Source organism: Streptomyces sp. ICC1, from assembly GCF_003287935.1.
Taxonomy (GTDB): domain Bacteria; phylum Actinomycetota; class Actinomycetes; order Streptomycetales; family Streptomycetaceae; genus Streptomyces; species Streptomyces tritrimontium.
The window spans coordinates 4,588,515-4,610,698 of record NZ_CP030287.1 but is presented as its reverse complement, the minus strand read 5'-3'; the positions used below and the strand labels follow the sequence as shown (position 1 = coordinate 4,610,698).

At 71.9% G+C, this 22,184-nt stretch carries 19 protein-coding genes and 1 riboswitch; of the genes, 9 read left to right on the top strand and 10 right to left on the bottom strand.

The window, feature by feature from the left end; translation table 11 throughout:
- Nucleotides 1-159 precede the first annotated feature (159 nt).
- Nucleotides 160-657 (top strand): Uma2 family endonuclease, encoded by a 498-nt coding sequence (locus tag DRB96_RS21700; RefSeq protein WP_239516074.1) that lies wholly within the window; start codon nt 160-162, stop codon nt 655-657.
- A gap of 87 nt (nt 658-744) precedes the next feature.
- Here DRB96_RS21700 and groL read toward each other — a convergent pair whose 3' ends face one another.
- The 4 genes from groL to thrC form a co-directional block, all read right to left on the bottom strand.
- Complete coding sequence (gene groL / locus DRB96_RS21695; RefSeq protein WP_112449953.1) at nt 745-2,367, bottom strand: chaperonin GroEL; 1,623 nt, start codon at nt 2,365-2,367, stop codon at nt 745-747.
- A 367-nt stretch (nt 2,368-2,734) separates the two neighbouring features.
- Nucleotides 2,735-2,941 (bottom strand): cold-shock protein, encoded by a 207-nt coding sequence (locus tag DRB96_RS21690; RefSeq protein WP_008743607.1) that lies wholly within the window; start codon nt 2,939-2,941, stop codon nt 2,735-2,737.
- A 414-nt stretch (nt 2,942-3,355) separates the two neighbouring features.
- Complete coding sequence (locus DRB96_RS21685) at nt 3,356-3,634, bottom strand: MoaD/ThiS family protein (RefSeq protein WP_112449952.1); 279 nt, start codon at nt 3,632-3,634, stop codon at nt 3,356-3,358.
- 36 nt (nt 3,635-3,670) lie between these two features.
- A complete protein-coding gene (gene thrC / locus DRB96_RS21680; protein WP_204357784.1) occupies nt 3,671-4,981 on the bottom strand; it encodes a threonine synthase in 1,311 nt (436 codons plus the stop codon).
- A gap of 17 nt (nt 4,982-4,998) precedes the next feature.
- Nucleotides 4,999-5,158: riboswitch (SAM riboswitch) on the bottom strand.
- A 186-nt stretch (nt 5,159-5,344) separates the two neighbouring features.
- On the opposite strand from thrC, the gene DRB96_RS21675 reads away from it, so the two are divergent.
- Both DRB96_RS21675 and DRB96_RS21670 read left to right on the top strand, forming a co-directional pair.
- Nucleotides 5,345-6,316, top strand: a complete 972-nt coding sequence (locus DRB96_RS21675) for a glucosyl-3-phosphoglycerate synthase (RefSeq protein ID WP_112453619.1) — start codon at nt 5,345-5,347, stop codon at nt 6,314-6,316.
- A 65-nt stretch (nt 6,317-6,381) separates the two neighbouring features.
- On the top strand, nt 6,382-7,737 hold the full coding sequence (locus tag DRB96_RS21670) for a trehalose-6-phosphate synthase (RefSeq protein ID WP_112449951.1): 1,356 nt from the start codon (nt 6,382-6,384) through the stop codon (nt 7,735-7,737).
- Between the two features lie 80 nt (nt 7,738-7,817).
- Here DRB96_RS21670 and otsB read toward each other — a convergent pair whose 3' ends face one another.
- The 3 genes from otsB to DRB96_RS21655 form a co-directional block, all read right to left on the bottom strand.
- Entirely contained in the window at nt 7,818-8,666 is an 849-nt protein-coding gene (gene otsB, locus DRB96_RS21665) for a trehalose-phosphatase (protein ID WP_112449950.1), read from the bottom strand.
- 77 nt (nt 8,667-8,743) lie between these two features.
- Entirely contained in the window at nt 8,744-8,992 is a 249-nt protein-coding gene (locus DRB96_RS21660; protein ID WP_112449949.1) for a DUF3263 domain-containing protein, read from the bottom strand.
- A 36-nt stretch (nt 8,993-9,028) separates the two neighbouring features.
- Nucleotides 9,029-10,270, bottom strand: coding sequence for an extracellular solute-binding protein (locus DRB96_RS21655; protein ID WP_204358056.1), 1,242 nt, complete (start codon nt 10,268-10,270; stop codon nt 9,029-9,031).
- Nucleotides 10,271-10,595: 325 nt separating this feature from the next.
- Here DRB96_RS21655 and DRB96_RS21650 point away from each other — a divergent pair, with 325 nt between their 5' ends.
- The 3 genes from DRB96_RS21650 (at nt 10,596) to DRB96_RS21640 (ending at nt 13,749) form a co-directional block, all read left to right on the top strand.
- Nucleotides 10,596-11,528 (top strand): ROK family protein, encoded by a 933-nt coding sequence (locus DRB96_RS21650; RefSeq protein WP_112449947.1) that lies wholly within the window; start codon nt 10,596-10,598, stop codon nt 11,526-11,528.
- Entirely contained in the window at nt 11,528-12,691 is a 1,164-nt protein-coding gene (gene nagA, locus DRB96_RS21645) for an N-acetylglucosamine-6-phosphate deacetylase (RefSeq protein WP_112449946.1), read from the top strand. The genes DRB96_RS21650 and nagA overlap by 1 nt, the downstream gene beginning before the upstream one ends.
- A 137-nt stretch (nt 12,692-12,828) precedes the next feature.
- Nucleotides 12,829-13,749, top strand: coding sequence for a 1-phosphofructokinase family hexose kinase (locus DRB96_RS21640; protein ID WP_112449945.1), 921 nt, complete (start codon nt 12,829-12,831; stop codon nt 13,747-13,749).
- Between the two features lie 55 nt (nt 13,750-13,804).
- Here the strand turns inward: DRB96_RS21640 and DRB96_RS21635 are convergent, their stop codons facing one another.
- Both DRB96_RS21635 and cdgB read right to left on the bottom strand, forming a co-directional pair.
- Nucleotides 13,805-14,857 carry a CBM35 domain-containing protein gene (locus tag DRB96_RS21635; protein WP_112449944.1) on the bottom strand — a complete coding sequence of 351 codons (1,053 nt, stop codon included), beginning with the start codon at nt 14,855-14,857 and terminating at the stop codon, nt 13,805-13,807.
- Nucleotides 14,858-14,925: 68 nt separating this feature from the next.
- Nucleotides 14,926-16,671: a diguanylate cyclase CdgB gene (gene cdgB / locus DRB96_RS21630; protein WP_112449943.1), complete on the bottom strand. Its 1,746-nt coding sequence runs from the start codon at nt 16,669-16,671 to the stop codon at nt 14,926-14,928.
- Between the two features lie 313 nt (nt 16,672-16,984).
- Between cdgB and DRB96_RS21625 the strand changes: the two genes are divergently transcribed.
- Entirely contained in the window at nt 16,985-17,554 is a 570-nt protein-coding gene (locus tag DRB96_RS21625) for a flavin reductase family protein (RefSeq protein ID WP_112449942.1), read from the top strand.
- A 92-nt stretch (nt 17,555-17,646) separates the two neighbouring features.
- On the opposite strand, the gene arfB is transcribed toward DRB96_RS21625, so the two are convergent.
- Nucleotides 17,647-18,072: an alternative ribosome rescue aminoacyl-tRNA hydrolase ArfB gene (gene arfB, locus DRB96_RS21620; RefSeq protein ID WP_112449941.1), complete on the bottom strand. Its 426-nt coding sequence runs from the start codon at nt 18,070-18,072 to the stop codon at nt 17,647-17,649.
- A gap of 177 nt (nt 18,073-18,249) precedes the next feature.
- Between arfB and DRB96_RS21615 the strand changes: the two genes are divergently transcribed.
- Both DRB96_RS21615 and DRB96_RS21610 read left to right on the top strand, forming a co-directional pair.
- Nucleotides 18,250-18,825, top strand: coding sequence for a TerD family protein (locus DRB96_RS21615; protein WP_112449940.1), 576 nt, complete (start codon nt 18,250-18,252; stop codon nt 18,823-18,825).
- Between the two features lie 68 nt (nt 18,826-18,893).
- Nucleotides 18,894-22,061 (top strand): GNAT family N-acetyltransferase, encoded by a 3,168-nt coding sequence (locus tag DRB96_RS21610; RefSeq protein ID WP_112449939.1) that lies wholly within the window; start codon nt 18,894-18,896, stop codon nt 22,059-22,061.
- The last annotated feature ends 123 nt before the right edge of the window (nt 22,062-22,184 follow it).

The following is a 22,184-nucleotide window of genomic DNA, read 5'->3' as shown; positions in this document are numbered from 1 at the left end:
GCAGCGCCCCCGCGCCACCACTAGCCTGGGACGTGGCACGAAAGCAAGGCACTGCACCCCTTCCGGAGGACGATGGTGACGATCATGACCGAGCGGGCCACACCCATAGAGACCGTGTCGCCGCCAACGTTCGAGGGGCTCCTGCACACGGTTGCGGAGATGAACACGCCAGACGGCTTCAAGGCCGAGCTCATCCGGGGGAAGATCGTCTTGTCGCCGTTCTCCAAGCTGCGCTACTCCCGTCGCATGCGCCTCCTGCGCGAGCAGCTCCTGACCCACGCCCCTGACGGGCACTTCGCGGACACCTCACCCTTCCTCTTCCGGTTCCCGGCAGCGGAGCGCGGCTACGGACCGGACTTGTACGTCGCGGACGAAGCGGCCTTCGACGAGGAAGGGCTGCACGCGGACGGAGCGGCGCTGTCGTTGGTCGGAGAGTTCACGTCCGTCTCCACCAGGGACGCCGACTGGAACGAGAAGCTGGACGTGTACGGCCAGATCGTGCCCATCTACCTGGTCGTCGACATGCAGGACTCGGAGATCACCTGCTTCTGGGACCCCTCCCCGCACGGATACCGGTCCCGTACGACCGTGTCCTTCGGTCAGCCCCTGAACGTCCCGAAGCCGTTCGACTTCGCCATCGACACCACCGGCTTCTAAGCACGCGGAAACGCCCGAGGGCGGCACCCCTTCGTGGAGAAGGGGTGCCGCCCTCGGTACGAGAACAGCCGATCAGCCGGGGGCCGATCAGAAGTCCATGTCACCGCCCGGCATGCCGCCGCCACCAGCGGCGCCGGCCTTCTCGGGCTTGTCGGCGATGACGGCCTCGGTGGTGAGGAAGAGGGCCGCGATCGACGCCGCGTTCTGCAGGGCAGAGCGGGTGACCTTCGCCGGGTCGATGATGCCCGCGGCGATCATGTCCACGTACTCGCCGGTCGCGGCGTTCAGGCCCCAACCGATCTGCAGGTTGCGGACCTTCTCCACGACGACGCCACCCTCGAGACCACCGTTGACGGCGATCTGCTTGAGCGGGGCCTCCAGCGCGAGCTTCACGGCGTTGGCGCCGGTCGCCTCGTCGCCCTCGAGCTCGAGCTTCTCGAAGACCGCGGAAGCCTGCAGCAGGGCCACGCCGCCACCGGCGACGATGCCCTCTTCGACGGCCGCCTTCGCGTTGCGAACGGCGTCCTCGATGCGGTGCTTGCGCTCCTTGAGCTCGACCTCGGTCGCGGCGCCGGCCTTGATGACGGCCACGCCGCCGGCCAGCTTCGCGAGGCGCTCCTGGAGCTTCTCGCGGTCGTAGTCCGAGTCGGAGTTCTCGATCTCGGCGCGGATCTGGTTGACGCGACCGGCAACCTGGTCGCTGTCACCGGCACCGTCGACGATGGTGGTCTCGTCCTTGGTGATGACGACCTTGCGGGCGCGGCCGAGCAGGTCGAGACCGGCGTTCTCGAGCTTGAGGCCGACCTCCTCGGAGATGACCGTGCCGCCCGTGAGGATGGCGATGTCGCCGAGCATGGCCTTGCGGCGGTCGCCGAAGCCCGGAGCCTTGACGGCGACGGACTTGAAGGTGCCGCGGATCTTGTTGACGACCAGGGTCGACAGGGCCTCGCCCTCGACGTCCTCGGCGATGATCAGCAGCGGCTTGCCGGACTGCATGACCTTCTCGAGGAGCGGCAGCAGGTCCTTGACCGAGCCGATCTTCGAGTTGACGATCAGGATGTACGGGTCGTCGAGGGACGACTCCATGCGCTCCATGTCGGTGGCGAAGTACGCCGAGATGTAGCCCTTGTCGAAGCGCATGCCCTCGGTGAGCTCGAGCTCGAGACCGAAGGTCTGCGACTCCTCGACCGTGATGACGCCTTCCTTGCCGACCTTGTCCATGGCCTCGGCGATGAGCTCGCCGATCTGGGTGTCGGCGGCGGAGATGGAGGCCGTCGAAGCGATCTGCTCCTTGGTCTCGACATCCTTGGCCTGCGCCAGCAGGGCGGCGGAGACGGCCTCGACGGCCTTCTCGATACCGCGCTTGAGGGCCATCGGGTTCGCACCGGCGGCCACGTTGCGCAGGCCCTCGCGGACGAGCGCCTGGGCGAGGACGGTGGCGGTGGTCGTACCGTCGCCGGCGACGTCGTCCGTCTTCTTGGCGACTTCCTTGACCAGCTCTGCGCCGATCTTCTCGTACGGGTCCTCGAGCTCGATCTCCTTGGCGATGGAGACACCATCGTTGGTGATCGTGGGGGCGCCCCACTTCTTCTCAAGGACGACGTTGCGACCCTTGGGGCCAAGGGTGACCTTGACGGCGTCGGCGAGCTGGTTCATGCCTCGCTCGAGACCGCGCCGGGCCTCCTCGTTGAACGCAATGATCTTGGCCATCTGAAGTGGTCCTCCCGGACAGCGGTGGATTGCTCCCGGACCGCGCCCGCGCCCGCGACGGACGGCCTGCGTGCCCGGCGGTTCCTGCCCACCGGACCCTGCGGGCCTCACCGACCCGGTCCTCGTTTAGTAGCACTCTCACCCGGAGAGTGCTAACGCCAATGATTAGCACTCGGCACCCCCGAGTGCAAGCGGCTTCGGGGAACCCCTGGTGAACAAGCAGGCGGGACAAGGGGTGCGGGGGCACGCGCACGAGGGGCCCGCATCCCGTGTCCAGGATGTGGGCCCCTCGTCTGCATGCAGTGGTGCCGTCGTACGCGGCCCTGTGCGCGGGCGCGGTACGTGTCGGTGGTCGATCGCGGTCGGCCTAGCCGGCGGCGAGCTTGACCATGTCCGCCTGCGGACCCTTCTGGCCCTGCGAGATCTCGAATTCGACCCGCTGACCCTCTTCAAGGGTGCGGTACCCGTCCATCTGGATGGCGCTGTAGTGGACGAACACATCCGCACCACCGTCGACCGCGATGAAGCCGTAGCCCTTCTCCGCGTTGAACCACTTGACGGTGCCCTGAGCCATGCCTAACTCCCCTATTACTGGCCCTTGCGCAGGACCGCACTTCGCGGTCCCGGGTCAGAACTTGCGCCGGAACGCCTCGACCGGGGCTGAATGTATCCGCACCGCTGCTGTCTGCAACAGGTCATTCCGACGAGAATTCTGGACATGGCAAAAGATTGAAATAGGGTGAAAACTAGGAATATTCCAGGGCAACTCGGGCCGGACAAGCCAGGCCAACGCCCCATACCGCACTTGCATGTTGACTCAATGTCAACCCTCACGCGGCCCGCTCATATGCGGCGGGCAAGTCCAGCGGAGGGGACTTCCCCAACTCTACCGCGCCCAACCAAGCAGAATTGCCCCCTCCGTTTATTACCGGAGGGGGCAATTCAGCGTTCTGGTCCATCAGCGGCCGGAAGTCGGCCGCCGGATTGTTCAGCAGCCGCCGGCCACCGCGGGGATGATCGAGACGCCCGCGCCGTCCGGAGTGGACGTCTGCAGCCCGCCCTCGAAGCGCACGTCGTCGTCGTTGACGTAGACGTTCACGAAGCGGCGCAGCTTGCCCTGGTCGTCCAGGACGCGCGCGGCGATGCCCGGGTGGCTCTTCTCCAGGGACTCGATGACCTCGGCGAGGGTCGTGCCCTCGGCGGGGACCTCGGCCTTGCCGCCGGTGTAGGTGCGCAGGATGGTGGGGATGCGGACGTTGACGCTCATGGCGCTACTGCCTTTCCGGTGTGCAGAGGAGGGAGATCAGGCCAGGTTGGCGGCGCGGAACGCGTCCAGGCTCGGGCGGATGGTGGCGGTCTGGCCACCGCCGGCGGCCACCGCCTCCAGGGTCTTGAGGCCGTCACCGGTGTTCAGGATCACGGTGGTCAGCGAGGGGTCCAGCTGCCCGTTCTCGATGAGCTTCTTCGTCACGCCGACGGTGACGCCGCCCGCGGTCTCGGCGAAGATGCCCTCGGTCTGCGCGAGGATCTTGATGGCCTCGACGACCTGGACGTCGTTGACGTCCTCGACGTAGCCGCCGGTGCGGCGCGCGATGTCCAGGACGTACGGGCCGTCCGCCGGGTTGCCGATGGCCAGCGACTTGGCGATGGTGTTGGGCTTCTGCGGGCGCACCACCTCGTGACCGGCCTTGAAGGCGGTGGAGACGGGCGAGCAGCCCTCGGCCTGGGCGCCGAAGATCTTGTACGGCTTGTCCTCGACGAGGCCGAGCTTGATCAGCTCCTGCAGACCCTTGTCGATCTTCGTCAACTGCGAGCCGGACGCGATCGGGATGACGATCTGGTCGGGCAGCTGCCAGCCGAGCTGCTCGCAGATCTCGTACGCCAGGGTCTTGGAGCCCTCGCCGTAGTACGGGCGCAGGTTGACGTTGACGAAGCCCCAGCCCTCGCCCAGCGGGTCGCCGATGAGCTCGGAGCAGAAGCGGTTGACGTCGTCGTAGTTGCCCTCGATGCCGACCAGGTCGCCACCGTAGACACCGGCCATGATGACCTTGCCCTGCTCCAGGTCGTGCGGGATGAACACGCAGGAGCGGAAGCCGGCGCGGGCGGCGGCGGCGCCGACGGCGCCGGCCAGGTTGCCGGTGGAGGAGCAGGACAGGGTGGTGAAGCCGAAGGCGCGGGCGGCCTCGACGGCGATGGCCACGACGCGGTCCTTGAAGGAGTGCGTCGGGTTGCCGGAGTCGTCCTTGACGTAGAGCTTGCCGGTGACGCCCAGCTCCTTGGCCAGGTTCCGCGCGTCCACGAGCTTGGTGAAGCCCGGGTTCAGGCTCGGCTTGGAGGCCACGTCCGCCGGGACGGGCAGCAGCGGCGCGTAGCGCCAGATGTTGTCGGGGCCGGCCTCGATCGCGGCGCGCAGGGCTTCCGGATCACCCAGCGGCAGGTCGTACGAGACTTCGAGCGGGCCGAAGCACTCGGCGCAGGCGAAGATCGGGCCGAGCTCGAAGCGGGTGCCGCACTCACGACAGGAGAGGCCGGTGGCGGGACCGAGATCGACAGAAGTGCCAGAAGTGGCGGTTTCAACGGTTTCGGCAGAGGTTGCGACAGACTGTGCAGCCATGATGGCGAGGCCCTTTCTCCTCATCTTCCCCATGGCGCACTTCGCCATGAGACGGAATTGGCACCTTCCCTAGCCGGGGACCTCGCTGACGCCGCTGGATGTGCGCGATCGCGAGAACCGACTGGAGGGTTGCCGGGGCTTCAACGGGCCGTGTCCCTCTGCCCCTCTGGATGAGCGGTATGGCACCGGGCGACGCGCTCTACGGCGCACCCGGGCGTTTGTACGCGGGGACCCCCGGCATGCGGTGGACCTTCGCGTTGTTCAAGACTGTAACCGAAGGCCCGGGGGGTTGAGACAGCCGTCCGAACCGCGAGATGGATCACATTTCGGTCGAAACGATGGAAGAACCAGGGAGTGCTGAAGGTGCTGGAAGAGGTGGAGCGATGGCTGGCCGACCGCTCCTGGTCCGCCGCCGACCGACCGCTCGGCCAGCTGCTCTCCGCCAAGCGGGCAGCCGGGACCACCGTGAGCGTGGTGCTGCCGGCGCTCGACGAGGAGGCGACGGTCGGCGACATCGTCGAGGTGATCCGGCGCGATCTGATCGAGGGGCTGGCGGTGCCCCTGGTGGACGAGCTGGTCGTGGTCGACTCGGGGTCCACCGACCGCACGGCGGAGGTCGCGGCGAAGGCCGGGGCCCGGGTGGTCCACCGCGACGACATCCTGCCGCGGATCCCCGCCCTGCCCGGCAAGGGCGAGGTGCTGTGGCGCTCGCTGCTGGCGACCACCGGTGACATCGTCTGCTTCGTCGACGCCGATCTGCGCGACTTCTCGGCCGACTTCGTCTCCGGGATCGTCGGCCCGCTGCTGACCGATCCGGACCTGCGCTTCGTCAAGGCCATGTACGACCGCCCCCTCGTCACCGGGCCCGACCCCGACGGGATCGCCCCCGGCCAGGGCGGCCGGGTCACCGAGCTCGTGGCCCGCCCCCTGCTCAACCTGCACTGGCCGCAGCTGGCCGGCTTCGTCCAGCCGCTGGGCGGCGAGTACGCCGTCCGCCGCGAGCTGCTGGAACGGCTGCCGTTCCCCGTCGGCTACGGGGTCGAGCTGGGCCTGATGGTGGACGCCCTGCACACGGCCGGGCTGGACGCGCTCGCCCAGGTGGACGTGGGCGTACGGCTCCACCGCCACCAGGACGGGCAGGCACTGGGGCGGATGGCCGCGGCGATCTACCGCACCGCGCAGGTGCGGCTCGCGCGCGGGCACCTCGTCCGGCCGGAGCTGACGCAGTTCGACCGCGGCCCGGACGGCTTCGTCGCCCACGACCACCCCGTGGACACCGAGGAGCGGCCGCCGATGCGGGACATCGAGGAGTACGCGCGGCGGCGCGCGGCGTGAACGGGCAACCCGCCGCGCGCGGGCACTGACGTTTGACCGGGGGCGGGGCGGGCTAGGTTCGCCGCATGGCTTCCCAGGTGCTCGTCGCCGCGAACCGCGGCCCGCTCTCGTACGCCCTCGACGCGCAAGGAACGCTCAGTGCCCGCCGCGGCGGGGGCGGGCTCGTCTCCGGCCTCTCCGCGGCCCTCGCGGAGCAGCCCGGCGCGCTGTGGATCTGCGCGGCGCTCTCGGACGCGGACCGCGAGGCGGTACGGCGGGGCGTGGCCGAGCCGGGCGTCCGGATGCTGGACATCGATCCCGCGGTCTACGACGACGCGTACAACGGCATCGCGAACTCGGTGCTGTGGTTCCTGCACCACCACCTGTACGACATCCCGCGCGAGCCGGTCTTCGACGCGGCGTTCCGGCGGCGCTGGGCCTCGTACACGGCGTACAACGAGGCGTTCGCCGCGGCCCTGGCCGAGGAGGCCGCGCAGGGGGCCCGCGTCCTGGTCCAGGACTACCACCTGGCACTGGTCCCGGGCCTGCTGCGGGAGCTGCGCCCGGACCTGCGGATCGGGCACTTCACGCACACCCCGTGGGCGTCGCCCGAGTTCCTGGGGATGCTCCCGGACGACATCCGCGGGCAGCTGCTGCGGGGGATGCTCGGGGCGGACCGGGTGGGCTTCCACACGGAGCGGTGGGCGCGGGAGTTCACGGCGTCGGCGGGGCCCGAGGCGCCGGTGGCGGTGTACCCGCTGGGCGTGGACGGGGACGAGCTGCGGGCGCTGGCGCACCGGCCGGAGGTGGACGCGAAGCTGGCGGAGCTGCGGGAGCGGACGGCCGGCCTGAAGACGATCGTCCGGGTGGACCGCACGGAGCTGTCGAAGAACATCCTGCGGGGCCTGCTGGCCTACCGGGAGCTGCTGGAGGTCCACCCCGAGTGGCGCGGGCGGGTGGTGCACCTGGCCTCCGCCTACCCGTCCCGGCAGGACCTGGCGGTGTACCGGGAGTACACGCGGGCGGTGGCGGACCTGGCGGCCTCGGTCAACGAGGAGTTCGGCACCGCGGACTGGCAGCCGGTGCTGGTCTCGGTGGAGGACGACTTCGCGCGGTCGCTGGCGGCGTACCGGCTGGCGGACGTGGCGCTGGTCAATCCGGTGCGGGACGGGATGAACCTGGTGGCGAAGGAGATCCCGGTGGTGTCGGAGGCGGGGTGCGCGCTGGTGCTGTCGACGGGGGCGGGGGCGTACGAGGAGCTGGCCGAGGACGCGCTGACGGTGAACCCGTACGACGTCACGGCGACGGCGCGGGCGTTGCACGCGGCGCTGTCCATGCCGGCGGCCGAGCGCGCGGACCGTACGAAGCGGCTGGCCGCGGCGGCGACGGCCCTCCCCCCGGCCCAGTGGCTCACGGCCCAGCTCACGGACCTCCGGGACTGAGCCGCGTCCGGGCTGAGCCGCGCCGGGCTGAGCCGTGTCCGGGCTGAGCCGTGCGGGGCCGTTGCCCGGCCCCGCCCGGGTCAGGCGTGTACGGCCGCGGCCAGCGCGGCCAGCAGCGCCACGACCTCGGCCGGGCCGGACAGGACCAGGTCCGCGCGTGCGGCGAGCTCCGGCACGTCCGCCGAGCCGCTGCACACCAGCAGCCCCGGCAGCCCGTCCCCCCGCAGCTTCTCCACCGCCGAGAACGCCGCGAGGTCGCCCAGGTCGTCGCCCGCGTACAGCACGGAGGTCGCCCCCACCTCCGCGAGGTACTCCGTGAGCGCCACGCCCTTGTCCATGCCCGGCGGCCTCAGCTCCAGCACCGCGCGGCCCGGCTCGACCATCAGCCCGTGGCGGGCCGCCAGCCCCTCCAGGGGCTCGCGCAGGGCCGCGAAGGCAGCCGCGGGGTCGTCCGCCCGGCGGGTGTGGACGGCCAGCGCCTGGCCCTTCTCCTCGATCCAGGTGCCGCGCCACGCGCCGATCGCGTCCAGGAACCCCGGCAGCTCGGCGCGCAGCGCCGCCACCCCGGGGTGTTCGGCCGGGGCGTGCACGATGCCGCTCACGGCGTCCCAGCGCTCGGCCCCGTAGTGCCCCAGCACCACCAGGTGCTCGAGGCCCGGGACCCCGGCGAAGCCGCCGTAGCGGACGGCGACCCCGGCCGGCCGGCCCGTGACGACCGCGACCGATCCCACGCGGGGCGCCAGCGCGGACAGCGCGGCGACGGCCGCGGGGTGGGCCCGCGCCTGATCGGGGTCGGGGACGATGTCGGCGAGGGTGCCGTCGAAGTCGAGGGCGACGACGGAGTGGTGCGGTGCGTGCAGGAGGGCGTCGAGTCCCTCGCGTCCGGCGGCTGTGACGGGCATCGGCAGATCGTGCGGATGGCTCCCCATACGCTCGACCCTAACGGCCGAGCCGGGCCACGGCTACGGCGCGCGGAAGACCGCTGCCGCGACCGCTGCCGCCACCGCTACCGCCGTGCCCGCTGGGCTTCGCGGATGCGCCGCAGCCGGTTCACGGTGCCCGGCGCGTGCCGCAGCGCCCTCGGGTCGTCCATCAGCGCGTTGAGCAGCTGGTAGTAGCGGACCGGGGCCATCCCCAGCCCTTCCCGTATGGCCCGCTCCTTGGCGCCGGGTCCGGGCCAGGTGCGCCCTTCGTAGGCGAGCACCGCCGCCTCGTCGGCGGTCAGCCCGGCCGGCGGCCGCCCGTCGTCCGTCATACGGCCAGATTAACGCCGCCCTCCGACAGCCACCGCTCAGCGCGGGTCGTTCTTGCGCGCCGTCTCCGCTATCTCGCCGAGGACCTTGGCGGGCTGTCCGCCCGGCTGCACGGTCGTGCCGATGTTCTTCTTGATGTCCTCGCTCACGCCCGCCCAGGACTTCTTGCCGACCGGGTACAGCCGCGCGTTCGGCAGCGCCTGCAGGAAGGTCTTCAGCTGCGTCGACGAGGCGCCCGTGGCGGCCTGCATCTCCCGGTAGCCGCTGGTGGTGACCGGGAGCAGGTCGTACTTGCCGGTGAAGGCCGTCACGTTGTTCGGCTCGTACAGGAAGTCCAGGAACTGCCCGGACTCCTTCTTGTGGCCGGTCTTGAAGGCCATGACCCAGTCGGCGACGCCCATCGTCGAGTGGTCGGTCCCGTCGGAGGTCGGCATGGGGACCATGCCGTACTTCACGCCCTTGTCGGCGGCCTGCTTGAGCAGCGTCGGGTGCCCGTTGAGCATGCCGACCTCGCCGCGCGTGAAAGCGTCGAAGGCGGCCTGCCGGTCCAGCTTGGACGGCTCGACGGGGCCGGTCAGGCCCGGTGCGACGAGCTTGTCGCGCAGGTACTCGAAGGTCTTGACGTTGTCCGCGGAGTCGATCGAGTACGCCTCTTCGTTGTCGCTGTAGCCGCCGCCGCCCGCGAGCATCCACTGCATGGTCTCGGCCTGCGCCTCCTCGCGGCCCAGGGGCAGCGCGAAGGGGGTCGGGACCCCGGCCGCCTTGAGCTTCTTGGCCGCGGCCTCCAGCTCGGCCCAGCTCTTGGGCTGCCAGGCGCCCTTGGCGTCCTTGGGGATGACGCCGGCGTCGGTGAGCAGCTTCTCGTTGTAGAACATCAGCCGGGTGCTGGCCACGAAGGGCATGCCGTACTGGACGCGCTTGACCTTGCCCGCGTCGGCGAGCGGCGCGAGGAAGTCGGCCTCGGTCTTCACGGACAGCAGTTCGTCGGCGGAGTAGAGCTTGCCGTCGGCGGCGTAGTCGGCGTAGGCGCCGATCTGGGCGACGTCGGGGGCCTTGCCGTCCTTGACCATCTCGGCGACCTTGGCGTCGACCTCGGACCAGGAGTAGACGTCGACCTGGACCTTGATGCCGGGGTGGTTCTGCTCGAAGGCCGTGGCGAGGCCCTTCCAGTAGCCCTTCGAGGAGTTCTCGGGATTGTCCCCGTAGTCGGCCGCCACGACCCGCAGGGTGACCTCGTTGTTCCCGGTGAGGCTCGACAGGGCTCCGCAGCCGGTCAGCATCACCGTCGTCAGGCCGAGCGCGAGGCCGGACGCGGCGAGGTTCAGGTTTCGGGCCTGCACAGTTCGAGCCTTCACAGTTCTCGTTCCACCCCAGGTTGTTCCGTACGATTCGCGTAAAGGTCTACACCACTCTCGCGCCTCGTCAACATCCACCCCCAAACGTGCACACGCCCTGCACGCGCCCACCAGCACACCTGCGCGCGAACTCCTCGGCGCGGGCCCGCGCACCGACCAAGGTCCCGAATTTGTATGGCGGCTCAACAATCCCCCTCAGTGGACTAGACCTTTCCCCTCCAAGCACGCGAGACTGTCACCCGTGAAACCCGTGAAACACGTCATCGCCCTCGATGTGGGCGGCACTGGGATGAAGGCCGCCCTCGTCGCCGACGACGGCACCCTGCTCTACGAAGCGCGCCGCGCCACCGGCCGCGAGCGCGGTCCCGAAGCCGTCGTCGAGACGATCCAGGACTTCGCCTTCGAACTCCTCGCCCTGGGCCGGGAGCGCTTCGCCGTGGCCGCCTCGGCCGCCGGCGTCGCCGTCCCCGGCATCGTCGACGCCGAGAACGGGATCGCCGTCTACGCGGCGAACCTGGGCTGGCGCGACGTCCCCATGCGCGAACTGCTCGCCAGACGCCTCGGCGGGATCCCCGTAGCCCTCGGCCACGACGTCCGCACGGGCGGACTCGCCGAAGGCCGCATCGGCGCGGGCCGCGGCGCCGACCGCTTCCTGTTCGTCCCGCTCGGCACCGGCATCGCCGGCGCCATCGGCATCGCCGGCCGCATCGAGGCCGGCGCGCACGGCTACGCCGGCGAGATCGGCCACATCGTGGTCCGCCCCGGCGGCCCCGCCTGCGGCTGCGGCCAGTACGGCTGCCTGGAGACCCTCGCCTCCGCCTCCGCCGTCAGCCGCGCCTGGGCGGCCGCCTCCGGCGACCCCGAAGCCGACGCCGCGGACTGCGCCAAGGCCGTCGAATCCGGCGACCCCGCCGCGAAGGAAGTGTGGCTCGCCGCCATCGGAGCCCTCGCCGACGGCCTGGTCACCGCCATCACCCTGCTGGACCCGAGCACCCTGATCATCGGTGGCGGTCTGGCCGAGGCCGGGGAAACCTTGTTCACACCACTCCGGACGGCCGTGGAGGAACGCGTGACGTTCCAGCGGCTGCCCCACATCGTTCCGGCGGCCCTAGGGGACACCGCCGGATGCCTGGGCGCAGGGCTGCTCGCCTGGGATCTACTCGCCACGGAGGTACCTGCCTGATGTCCGGAAGCGCACATGTGGCCCGCAGCACCGTTCTCTCCGGAGCCGACGTGGTGCTGCCCACCGGCATCGTCAAGGGCGGCCGCCTCATCGTCGACGGCGAGCGCATCGCCGGCAGCGCCGACGAGAACGCGGCCGTGGTCGACCTCACCGGCTGCCTGGTCGTCCCCGGCTTCGTCGACATGCACAACCACGGCGGCGGCGGCGCCTCCTTCACCTCCGGCACCGCCGAGGAGGTGCTCAAGGGCGTACGGACCCACCGCGAGCACGGCACCACCACCCTGGTCGCCTCCACCGTCACCGGCGACCTCGACGAGCTCGCCCGCCGCGCCGGGCTGCTCTCCGAGCTGACCCAGCAGGGCGACATCGCGGGCATCCACTTCGAGGGGCCCTTCATCAACCCCTGCCGCAAGGGGGCCCACAAGGAAGACCTGCTGCGCGACCCCGACCCGGCCGAGGTCCGCAAGCTGATCGACGCCTCCCACGGCGCCGCCCGCATGTTCACCCTCGCCACCGAGCTCCCGGGCGGCCTGGACTCCGTACGGCTGCTGGCCGAGCACGGGGTCATCGCCGCGATCGGCCACACGGACTCCACGTACGAGCAGACCCTCGAGGCCATCGACGCGGGCGCCACCGTGGCCACCCACCTCTACAACGCGATGCCGGGCCTGGAGCACCGCGCCCCCGGCCCGATCGCGGCGCTGCTGGAGGACGAGCGGGTCACCGTCGAGCTCATCAACGACGGCACCCACCTGCACCCGGCCATGCTGGAGCTGGCCTTCCACCACGCGGGCGCGCACCGCGTGGCGCTGATCACCGACGCGATGGACGCCGCCGGCTTCGGCGACGGCATCTACCACCTCGGGCCGCTGGAGGTCGAGGTCAAGGAGGGCGTCGCCCGCCTCGTCGAGGGCGGCTCCATCGCGGGCTCCACCCTCACCCTGGACACCGCCTTCAAGCGGTCCGTCACCCTCGACAAGCTCCCCGTCGAGTCCGTGGTCCAGGCGATCTCCGCCAACCCGGCCAAGCTGATCGGCGTCTACGACCAGGTCGGCTCGCTGGAGCCCGGCAAGTACGCGGACCTCGTCGTCCTCGACTCCGCCTTCGACGTCAAGGGCGTCATGCGGCGCGGCGAATGGATCGTCAACCCGGTCAAGGCGTAGCAACGGCAACCGTCATGAGCGGGCATCACACGGTCGCGGCCGGTCCGGGGAACCGGGCCGGCCGCACCCTTGCCCCGGCTACCGCAGGGCGGCGCCTCCTGGCATGATCCCGGCACACCCCGAGACCGAGGCCCGCCATGATCCTGACCGTGACGCCCAACACCGCGCTCGACGTCACCTACCGCGTCCCGAAGCTGCACCCGCACGCCTCCCACCGCGTCACCGACGTCGCCGAACGCCCCGGCGGCAAGGGCCTCAACGTCGCCCGCGTCCTGGCCGCCCTCGGCCACGAGGTGACCGCGACCGGCTTCGCGGGCGGCCGCACGGGAGCCGTCGTACGCGAACTGCTCGCCGCCTCCCCCGGCGTGCGCGACGCGCTGGTGCCCTGCGCGGGCACCACCCGGCGCACCCTCGCCGTCGTCGACGAGGCCTCGGGCGACACCACGCAGTTCAACGAGCCGGGCCCGCTGATCACCCCGGCCGAGTGGGCCGGCTTCCTGTCCCGCTACGAGGCCCTGCTCGCGGACGGCGCGCACGCCGTGGCCCTGTGCGGCAGCCTGCCCCCGGGCGTCCCCGTCGGCGCCTACGCCGTCCTGGTCCGGGCGGCCCGCGCGGCCGGCGTCCCCGTACTCCTGGACACCAGCGGCGAGGCCCTGCGGCGCGGGGTCGCCGCCCGCCCCGACATGATCAAGCCGAACGCCGCCGAACTCGCCGAGCTGACCGGATCCCGGGACCCGCTGCCCGCCACCCGGGACGCCCGCCGGCGCGGCGCCCACGCCGTGATCACCTCGCTCGGCCCGGCGGGCCTGCTCGCCTCGACCGCCCGGGGCACCTGGCGGGCGGCCCCGCCCCGCACCCTGGCGGGCAACCCCACCGGCGCCGGCGACTCCGCCGTCGCCGGCCTGCTCTCCGCCCTCGCCGAGGGCCTGGACTGGCCGGAGCGGCTGGTCCGCGCGGTCGCCCTCTCGGCGGCCACGGTCGCGGCCCCCGCCGCGGGAGAGTTCGACCCCCGCACCTACGAGGAGGTACGGGGGTCGGTGAAGGTCACGGCCGGCTAGACCGTCCCGCTCGGATCCTCTCGGATCCTGTCGGATCCTGTCGGATCCTGTCGGATCAGCCGCCCGCCTGCAGCCAGAGCTGGTCGATGTTGACCTGGCACTTGTTGCCGGCCTCGCACGACAGCTTGATCGTGTTGGTGCCCTTGTTGAGGGTCACCTGGCCCCAGGTGGACTGCCAGCCCTTCTCCCAGTCGCCCTTGGCCGACCCGGCGAAGTTCCGCATGCTCAGCGGCGAGCCGTTCGGCTTCCCGTTCACCGCGAGGGTGCCGTTCGCGTCCTCGCCGGGGATGCCGAAGCGCACGTAGAGCCGGTAGGTGCCCTCCTTGGGCACGTCCAGCGTCCAGGTCACCGCCGCGCCCGGCTGGTTGAAGTTGCCGACGTACTGGCCGCTCGCGCTCTTCGCACCCGGCGTGGTGTTCATCAGCGACGCGCCGCCGCTGATGACCATGCCCGGACCGCCCGCGTCGCCCTTGGGCAGCTCGGCCTCCGGCGACGCGGAGCCGCTCGGCTGGCCGGACGGGTTGTTCGAGGGAGCCGACTGGCTCTGGCCCGGGTTCGCCTTGTTCTTGTCGTCGTTCTTGTCCTTGTCACCGAAGGTCACCGCGGCACCGATGCCGATCGCGACCGCAGCGACCACCGCGACGGCGGCGATGAGCATGCCCTTGCGGCTGGACCCGCCGCCACCGCCGTGACCGCCGCCGCCCGGCAGCGGCACGGACTGCGTGTACTGCGGCGCGGACTGCTGCTGCGGCGGCACGCCGTAGCCGCCCGCCTGCAGCGCCTCGGGGGCCTGGTACTGCGCCTGGTAACCCTGGGACTGCTGCGGGCCGCCCTGCTGCGGGCCGCCCTGCTGGTACGGAACGGGGCCGCGCTGGCCGCCGTACGGCCGGTCGCCGACCGTGCGGACCTGGTTGTACGAGGTCCGGGGCACGCCCGGCTGCGCGCCGCCCGACTGACCGCCGACGAGCCCTGGGTAGCCGTACCCGCCGCCCTGGCCGGGCGGGGTGGCACCGGCGGCCTGGCCGTCCTCGTAGAGGTAGCCGAACGGATCGTCGTCCTCGGGCTTGTCCGCCCCACCGTTCGGGCTGTTGTTCGCGGGCGTCGTCATCGCAGGTCACTCCTTTCGACCGCGGCGAGCCTACCCCGAACAGGTGCGCCCACGGGTGGCGAGCGGACTCACCCGGCCCGGCGGTGGGCCTTCGAGCGGGACCGCTTCTCGATGTACATCCGCTGGTCGGCGGAGCGCAGGACCTCGTCCGCGGACATCCCGCAGCTGGCCCAGCCGATGCCGAAACTGGCTCCCACACGGACCGCGCGGCCGTCCACCCGGATCGGCGGGATGATCGCGTTGCGCAGCCGCACGGCGAGGTCGGCGGCGTCCGCGGCGCCCAGGCCGTCGGCCAGGACCACGAACTCGTCACCACCCAGGCGGGCGACGGTGTCACCGTCCCTGACGCCGGTCGTCAGCCGCCGGGCCACCTCGATCAGGACCGCGTCGCCGGTGTGGTGCCCGAACCGGTCGTTGATCGACTTGAAGCCGTCGAGGTCGCAGAAGAGCACCGCGAGCCCCTTCGTGCCGTCGTCGATCTCGGTCGCGGGCGCCACCGTGTGCACGTGGTGGTCGTACGGGCCCCCCGCCGGGCCGGCCCCGTGGCCGGGCGGGCCGCCGGGACCGCCGGGGAACTCGAAGGGGTCGGGGAAGCCGTCGGGCCGGAAGCCGTGCTCGCCGGAGCCCGCGCCCGGGCCGGTGCCCGCGCCCGTCGCCTGGCCCGGGATGCCGTCCGGCGCGGGCCGGCCCTCGTAGGCCGCGTCCAGCGCCTCCACGGCGGTGGCGCGCACCGACTGCGGCAGGCGGCAGAGCCGGGCGCCGAGCCGGGCGCGCAGCTCGGCGCTGTTGGGCAGGCCGGTCAGCGAGTCGTGGCTGGCCCGGTGGGCGAGCTGGAGCTCGTGCCGCTTGCGCTCCTCGATGTCCTCGACGTGGGTGAGGAGGAAGCGGGGCCCGTCGGCGGCGTCCGCCACCACGGAGTTGCGCAGCGACACCCAGACGTACGTGCCGTCGCGCCGGCCCAGGCGCAGCTCGGCGCGGCCGCCCTCGGCGGAGGTGCGCAGCAGGGTGCCGATGTCCTCGGGGTGGACCAGGTCGGAGAAGGAGTAGCGGCGCAGCACGGAGGCGGGCCGCCCCAGCAGCCGGCACAGCGCGTCGTTGGTGCGCAGCAGGCGGCCGTGCTGGTCGCCGCCCATCTCGGCGATGGCCATGCCGCTGGGCGCGTACTCGAAGGCCTGGCGGAACGACTCTTCACTGGCGCGCAGGGCCTGCTGCTCGCGCTCCAGGCGGACCAGGGCGCGCTGCATGTTCGCGCGCAGCCGGGCGTTGCTGATCGCAATGGCGGCCTGGAACGCGTACATCTGGAGCGCCTCGCGGCCCCACGCGCCGGGGCGCCGGCCGTTGCGCGGGCGGTCCACGGAGACGACGCCGAGCAGTTCGCCGCCGGAGGCGTACATGGGGGCGTAGAGCCGGTCCTCGGGGTGCCATTCGTCTTCGAAGCGCGGGTCGGGGCCGTCGGTGTGCCACTGGGGGACGTCGTCCTCCATGAGGACCCAGCCCTCGGTGTGCGGGATGAAGCGCAGGCCGTCCCAGTTCTCGCCCATCGTCAGGCGGCGCTCCCAGGAGGCGCGCGAGCCGACCCGGCCGGTGATCAGGGCTTCGGCGGCGGGGTCCCCGGCGAAGGCGGCGACGACCAGATCCCCGTCAGGGCGTACGAGGTTGACACAGGCGAGTTCGTATCCGAGGCCGACGACGATGCCGTCCACGACGGTCTGCAGGGTGTCGGCCAGGCTCCGGGCCGTATTGAGCTCGGCCACCACTTGGTGCAGCTGCCGCAGGGTCGCAAGACGGACGTACGGCTCCGACTCGGTCTCCATTGCTCGCTCTCCCCGAGACCTCGACAGCAACTCCAGGTTTGTCATCGGCGTTTCGTTGCGGTGTCCCGTCCACTGAATCACAGTGAGCTGTGCGGCAGGTACACAGGGTCAACAAATCTTGCTCTCTGTGACTCAAGTCACATGAGATGAATAAAGGTGCACGTGTCACCGGTTCGTCGCCGACGCTTCACCGGCCGTATTCCCGGGAGCAAACGATACGCCCGGACCCAGGACGGCCTAGGTCGACGGGCGGGGGGCGGCTCGGACCTCAGCCCGATGCGCCGCGCGAGAGGGCGACAGTAGCGTCCCCCCTGTGCCGAACACGACCCCTGCGACAACGCTTCCCGAGCCCGCACCCCATCCTGAGGGGGTGAGCAACGACGAGTTCCGGGCCGCGATGTCCCGACTGGCGGCGGGCGTGAGCCTGATCACCGCGCACGAGCCCCCGCTGACCGCCGGCGGACCGCGCGGCGAGGACGCCGGGATGACGGCGACCGCCTTCATGTCCGTGTCCATGGACCCGCCGCTGGTCCTGGTCAGCCTGCGCGAGGGCTCCCGGATGGACGACCTGCTCGCGGAGCAGCCCCTGTGGGCGGTCTCGGTGCTCGCCGACCACCAGGTCCAGATCGCGAGCCGGTTCTCGATGAAGGGCCGCATCAGCGACCGTCTGCTCTTCGCGGACGTGCCCACCACCCGGGGCGAGGTCTCCGGGGCCCTGCTCCTGCCGGGGGCGCTGGCCACCCTGGAGTGCCGGACCGAGAACCGCGTCGAGGCGGGCGACCACACCCTGGTCGTCGGCCGGGTCCTCACGGCCGCACAGCCCTCGCCGGACTCGCCGCCGCTGACGTACTTCCGCGGCCGCTACCGCCACTTGGCGCCGTAGCCGCGGGCGCGCCGCCGGCCGGGGCCGCGGCGAAGACCCGCGGCCCCGCGGCCCGCCCCGCCCGCTACCAGCCGCGCCCGCTACCCGCCCCGCTACCAGTCCCGCGCGTTGCGTCCGCGCTTGGTCTCGCCGCGGGCCTTCTTCTCGCGCAGCCGGCGCTCATTGATGCCCCGGGGGATCTTCGTCGCCCGCCGCGCCTTGGGCGGCGGCGCGGTCGCCTCCGCCAGCAGCGCGGCCAGCCGGACCAGCGCCATCTCCCGGTTGCGCAGCTGCGAGCGGTGCTCGGAGGCCCGTACCGTCACCACCCCTTCCACCAGGCGGGACGCCAGCCGCTCCAGCGCGCGCTCCTTCCACACCTCCGGCAGCGCCTTCGTCGCCCCCAGGTCGAAGAGCAGCTCCGCCCGCGAGTCCGAGGTGTTCACGTGCTGCCCCCCGGGCCCCGAGGACCGCGAGAAGCGCCAGGCGAGCTCGCCCTCGGGGAGCACGACCGAACCGCGGATGACATAGGGACCAGGCATGCCCCCTATGATCCGTCCCCGCCGGGGCCCCGTCACCCGCATTTCCCCACGGACAATCCGCCGACGCAGGAACCTACCGGCCCCCTCCCCGCGTTATGGAGGGCAGCGGTAACTTGGGCGCGCTCGCGGTTCGCGATACGTGAGACCCAGTGAGACTAGGAAGGGACACCAGTCACCATGGCAGTAAGCCTCTCCAAGGGCGGAAACGTCTCGCTCAGCAAGGAGGCCCCGGGCCTCACGGCCATCACCGTGGGCCTCGGCTGGGACGTTCGCACGACGACCGGTGTCGACTTCGACCTTGACGCCTCCGCCATCGCGGTCACCCCGCTCGGCAAGGTCGTCTCCGACGGCCACTTCGTCTTCTTCAACAACAAGTCCACCCCGGACCAGACCATCGTCCACACTGGTGACAACCGCACCGGCGAGGGCTCCGGCGACGACGAGTCCATCAACGTCAACCTGGCCGGCCTCCCCGCCGACGTGGACAAGATCGTCTTCCCGGTCTCCATCTACGACGCCGAGACCCGCAGCCAGAACTTCGGCCAGGTCCGCAACGCGTACATCCGCGTCGTGAACCAGGCCGGCGGCGCCGAGATCGCCCGCTACGACCTCTCCGAGGACGCCGCGACCGAGACCGCCATGGTCTTCGGCGAGCTCTACCGCAACGGCGCCGACTGGAAGTTCCGCGCGGTCGGCCAGGGCTACGCCTCGGGCCTGACCGGTATCGCCCAGGACTTCGGCGTCAACATCTAGTCCGGTCCCACCCCAGCTGAAGCCCCCTCCCGGCCGTCCGGGGAGGGGGCTTCGCTACCGTTCGGTAGGTGATCCTCCTCCCGCTCGCCCCCGTCGAGGACGGCGCCCTCCCCGGCCCGGTCCTCACCGAAATCGCCGCGCTCTACGCGACCAACCACGCGTTCTTCGAGCTCAGCGGAGATTTCCCCGACCCCGGCCGCATCACGGTCGAGCAGGTCGCCGCCGCGCTCGCCGACGAGCTCGCCCACGAAGGCGCCGAGGTCCTCCTCGCACGCTCCGCGGGCCGCCTCGTGGGCCTGGCCGTCACCCTCGCCCACACCGGCCGCACTTCCCCTGGCCATACTTCCCCTGGCGACCCGGCCGCCGGGGACCAGGCCGCCGGGGACCCGGACCCGTGGATCGGCCTGCTGCTCATCGACGCCACGGCGCACCGCGAGGGGTACGGCCGCACCCTGGCCCGCCTGGTCGAGGACCGCTTCCGCGCCGCCGGACGCACGGGCCTGCGCATCGCCGTGCTCGACAACAACCCCAAGGCCCTCGCGTTCTGGCGGTCCCAGGGGTACGCGGCCCTGCACCAGGCCGCGGACCGCGAGGCGGGACGCCCCTGCACGGTCCTGCGCAAGCCGCTCCAGGCGGCGGACTACGACGTCAAGAAGGCCTGGACCGGGATCATCCACCACCACCAGAGTCCCCGCCGAGCCCGGCACCCCCGCCGAGCGGCTGCGCCTCACCCCCTGCGGCGACCACCGGGTCGACCAGGTCTGGTCCCTGCCGGTCTGACGGCCCGCGCCATGGGCAAGCAGACGGGGCAGCGAACAGGGCAGCAGCCGGCGAACCGGCCGGGCGTCCGACCGGCGCCCGAGCCGCCGGGACCGGCGGAGCCCACCCTGACGACCGAGCCTACCGAGCCCACCGAGACGACCGAGACGACCGAGACGAGGACGATGCGTATGCCGGGCACTGTCCCACGACGCGACGGGGCCGCGCGGGTGCGCCGCCGGATCATCCTGGCCGCGCTGCCCGCGGCCCTGCTGACCCTGGCGGTCGCCGGGGCCGCACCGGGCGCCACGTCCCGGGGGGCCCAGTCCCCCGCACCGGCCGGTGCGGGACACGAGGTGGAGGCACCCGGGCCGCGGGCCTTCGACGCGGCCCCCGCGCGGGCCGCCCTGGAGCGGCTGCTGCCGAAGCACGCCGGGCAGTTCACGCTGGTGGCGGACGCCGCGACGGCGAAGGACTCCTTCACCGTCTCCGGGACGGCCGGCGCGGTCACCGTCCGCGGCTCCACCGGCGCCACCCTGCTCACCGGAGTCGGCTGGTACCTCCAGCACGTCGCCGGCGCCGACATCGGCTGGCCCGGCGACAGCATCGGGATGCTGCCCGCCGAGCTGCCCGCCGTGCCCGCCCCGGTCACCCGGACCGCCCTCGTGGCGCACCGCTACGCCCTCAACGACACCGACGACGGCTACTCGGGCGCCTACCGCACCTTCGAGGAGCACCAGCGGCAGATCGACCTGCTCGCCCTGCACGGCGTCAACGAGGTGTTCGTGCAGGTCGGCGCCGAGTACCCGTACTACCGGGCGCTCCAGCGCTTCGGCTACACGCCCGCGGAGCTGCGGGAGTGGATCCCGGGCCCCGGCCACCAGAGCTGGTGGCTGCTGCAGAACCTCAGCGGCTTCGGCGGACCCGTCACCGAGCAGCTGATGAAGGCGCGCGCCGAGCTGGGCGGAAAGATCGCCGAACAGTTGCGCGGCCTCGGCATGACCCCGGTGCTGCCGGGCTACTTCGGCACCGTGCCGCCGTCCTTCGCCGAGCGCAACCCGGGCGCGGTGACCGTGCCGCAGGGCGACTGGGCGGGCTTCGACCGGCCGGACTGGCTGGACCCGGCCTCGCAGGCCTTCGCGAGGCTGGCCGCCGACTACTACGCCGAGCAGCGGGCGCTGTTCGGGGACAGCTCGATGTACCGGATGAGCCCGCTGCACGAGGGCGGGCAGACCGGTTCGGTCGATGTGAAGGAGGCCGCGGGCGCCGTACAGAAGGCGCTGTGGGCGGCCCATCCGGGTGCGCTGTGGGCGGTGCTGGGCTGGCAGGACGATCCGACGAAGGAGCTCCTGGCCGGGGTGGACACCTCGAAGCTGCTGATCCTGGACGGGCTGTCGGACCGCTACAACCGCCTGGACCGCGAGACCCGTTGGGGCGGCGCCCCGTACGCGATGGGCACCATCTACAACTTCGGCGGGCACACGACGGTCGGCGCGAACACCTCGGTGTGGATCGACCGGTTCGGGTCCTGGCGGGCGAAGGCCGACAGTGCGCTGACCGGCATCGCCTACCTGCCGGAGGCGACCGGGACCAACCCGGCGGCCTTCGACCTGTTCACGGACCTCGCGTGGGAGCCGGGCCCGATCGACCAGAAGCAGTGGTTCGCGCGGTTCGCGGACCGGCGGTACGGACGGCCGGACGCCCGGGCCGCGGCGGCCTGGGAAGAGCTGCGGCAGGGACCGTACAACACCTCCTCGGGGCTCTGGTCGGAGTCCCAGGACAGCCTGTTCGCGGCCCGGCCGAGCCTGACGGCGGCGGGATCCGCCTACTGGAGCCCCAAGTCGATGCGCTACCCGGCGGATTCGGTGCGCCGCGCGCTGGGCCACCTGCTCGAGGTGGACCCCCTGCTGCGCGGCTCCAGCGCCTACCGCTTCGACCTGGTGGACACCGCCCGCCAGGCCCTCGCCAACCACTCGCGGGCGCTGCTGCCGCGCGTCAAGGCGGCCTACGATGCCCGCGACCTGGCCCTCTTTCGCGAGCTGACCGCCGAATGGGCCGAGCGCGAGAAGCAGTTGGACGCGCTCGTCGGCTCCGATCCCCACTTCCTCCTCGGGTCCTGGCTGTCGGCGGCCCGGGCGCACGGCGCGGACGAGGCGGAGCGGGACCGCTACGAGTACGACGCCCGCTCGATCCTGAGCGTGTGGGGCCGCCAGAGCACCAGCGAGGGCGGCTTCCTGCACGACTACGCGAACCGCGAATGGAGCGGTCTGGTCTCGGAGTTGTACGCGCCGCGGTGGTCGGCCTACTTCGCCTCGCTGGAGGAGGCGCTCGTCCGGCGGGCCGCGCCGAGGGCCATCGACTGGCACGCCTTCGAGGAGCGGTGGGCGAGGCTCACCACGCGCCACCCGGTCCGGCCGACCGGGGACCCCTACGTGTTGGCCGCCGCGGTCGCGGCCACCCTGCCCGAGGCCGAATGACGTACACGACGGGCACGGCGAAAATCGCACGATGATCTGATCTTCACCCTCCCGTGGGAATCCGCCCACCCTCGCGAGGGAGCCGCGAGCCGAGCTCCAGCGGGAGGGGCGGGGCCCCGGGTT

Bases quoted from the DNA above. Each gene is read 5' to 3' on its own strand.
- DRB96_RS21700 (WP_239516074.1), top strand. From the start codon at position 160: ATGAACACGCCAGACGGCTTCAAGGCCGAGCTCATCCGGGGGAAGATC.
- groL (WP_112449953.1), bottom strand. From the start codon at position 2,367: ATGGCCAAGATCATTGCGTTCAACGAGGAGGCCCGGCGCGGTCTCGAG.
- DRB96_RS21690 (WP_008743607.1), bottom strand. From the start codon at position 2,941: ATGGCTCAGGGCACCGTCAAGTGGTTCAACGCGGAGAAGGGCTACGGC.
- DRB96_RS21685 (WP_112449952.1), bottom strand. From the start codon at position 3,634: ATGAGCGTCAACGTCCGCATCCCCACCATCCTGCGCACCTACACCGGC.
- thrC (WP_204357784.1), bottom strand. From the start codon at position 4,981: ATGGCTGCACAGTCTGTCGCAACCTCTGCCGAAACCGTTGAAACCGCC.
- DRB96_RS21670 (WP_112449951.1), top strand. From the start codon at position 6,382: ATGGCTTCCCAGGTGCTCGTCGCCGCGAACCGCGGCCCGCTCTCGTAC.
- otsB (WP_112449950.1), bottom strand. From the start codon at position 8,666: ATGGGGAGCCATCCGCACGATCTGCCGATGCCCGTCACAGCCGCCGGA.
- DRB96_RS21660 (WP_112449949.1), bottom strand. From the start codon at position 8,992: ATGACGGACGACGGGCGGCCGCCGGCCGGGCTGACCGCCGACGAGGCG.
- DRB96_RS21655 (WP_204358056.1), bottom strand. From the start codon at position 10,270: ATGCTGACCGGCTGCGGAGCCCTGTCGAGCCTCACCGGGAACAACGAG.
- nagA (WP_112449946.1), top strand. From the start codon at position 11,528: ATGTCCGGAAGCGCACATGTGGCCCGCAGCACCGTTCTCTCCGGAGCC.
- DRB96_RS21640 (WP_112449945.1), top strand. From the start codon at position 12,829: ATGATCCTGACCGTGACGCCCAACACCGCGCTCGACGTCACCTACCGC.
- DRB96_RS21635 (WP_112449944.1), bottom strand. From the start codon at position 14,857: ATGACGACGCCCGCGAACAACAGCCCGAACGGTGGGGCGGACAAGCCC.
- cdgB (WP_112449943.1), bottom strand. From the start codon at position 16,671: ATGGAGACCGAGTCGGAGCCGTACGTCCGTCTTGCGACCCTGCGGCAG.
- arfB (WP_112449941.1), bottom strand. From the start codon at position 18,072: ATGCCTGGTCCCTATGTCATCCGCGGTTCGGTCGTGCTCCCCGAGGGC.
- DRB96_RS21615 (WP_112449940.1), top strand. From the start codon at position 18,250: ATGGCAGTAAGCCTCTCCAAGGGCGGAAACGTCTCGCTCAGCAAGGAG.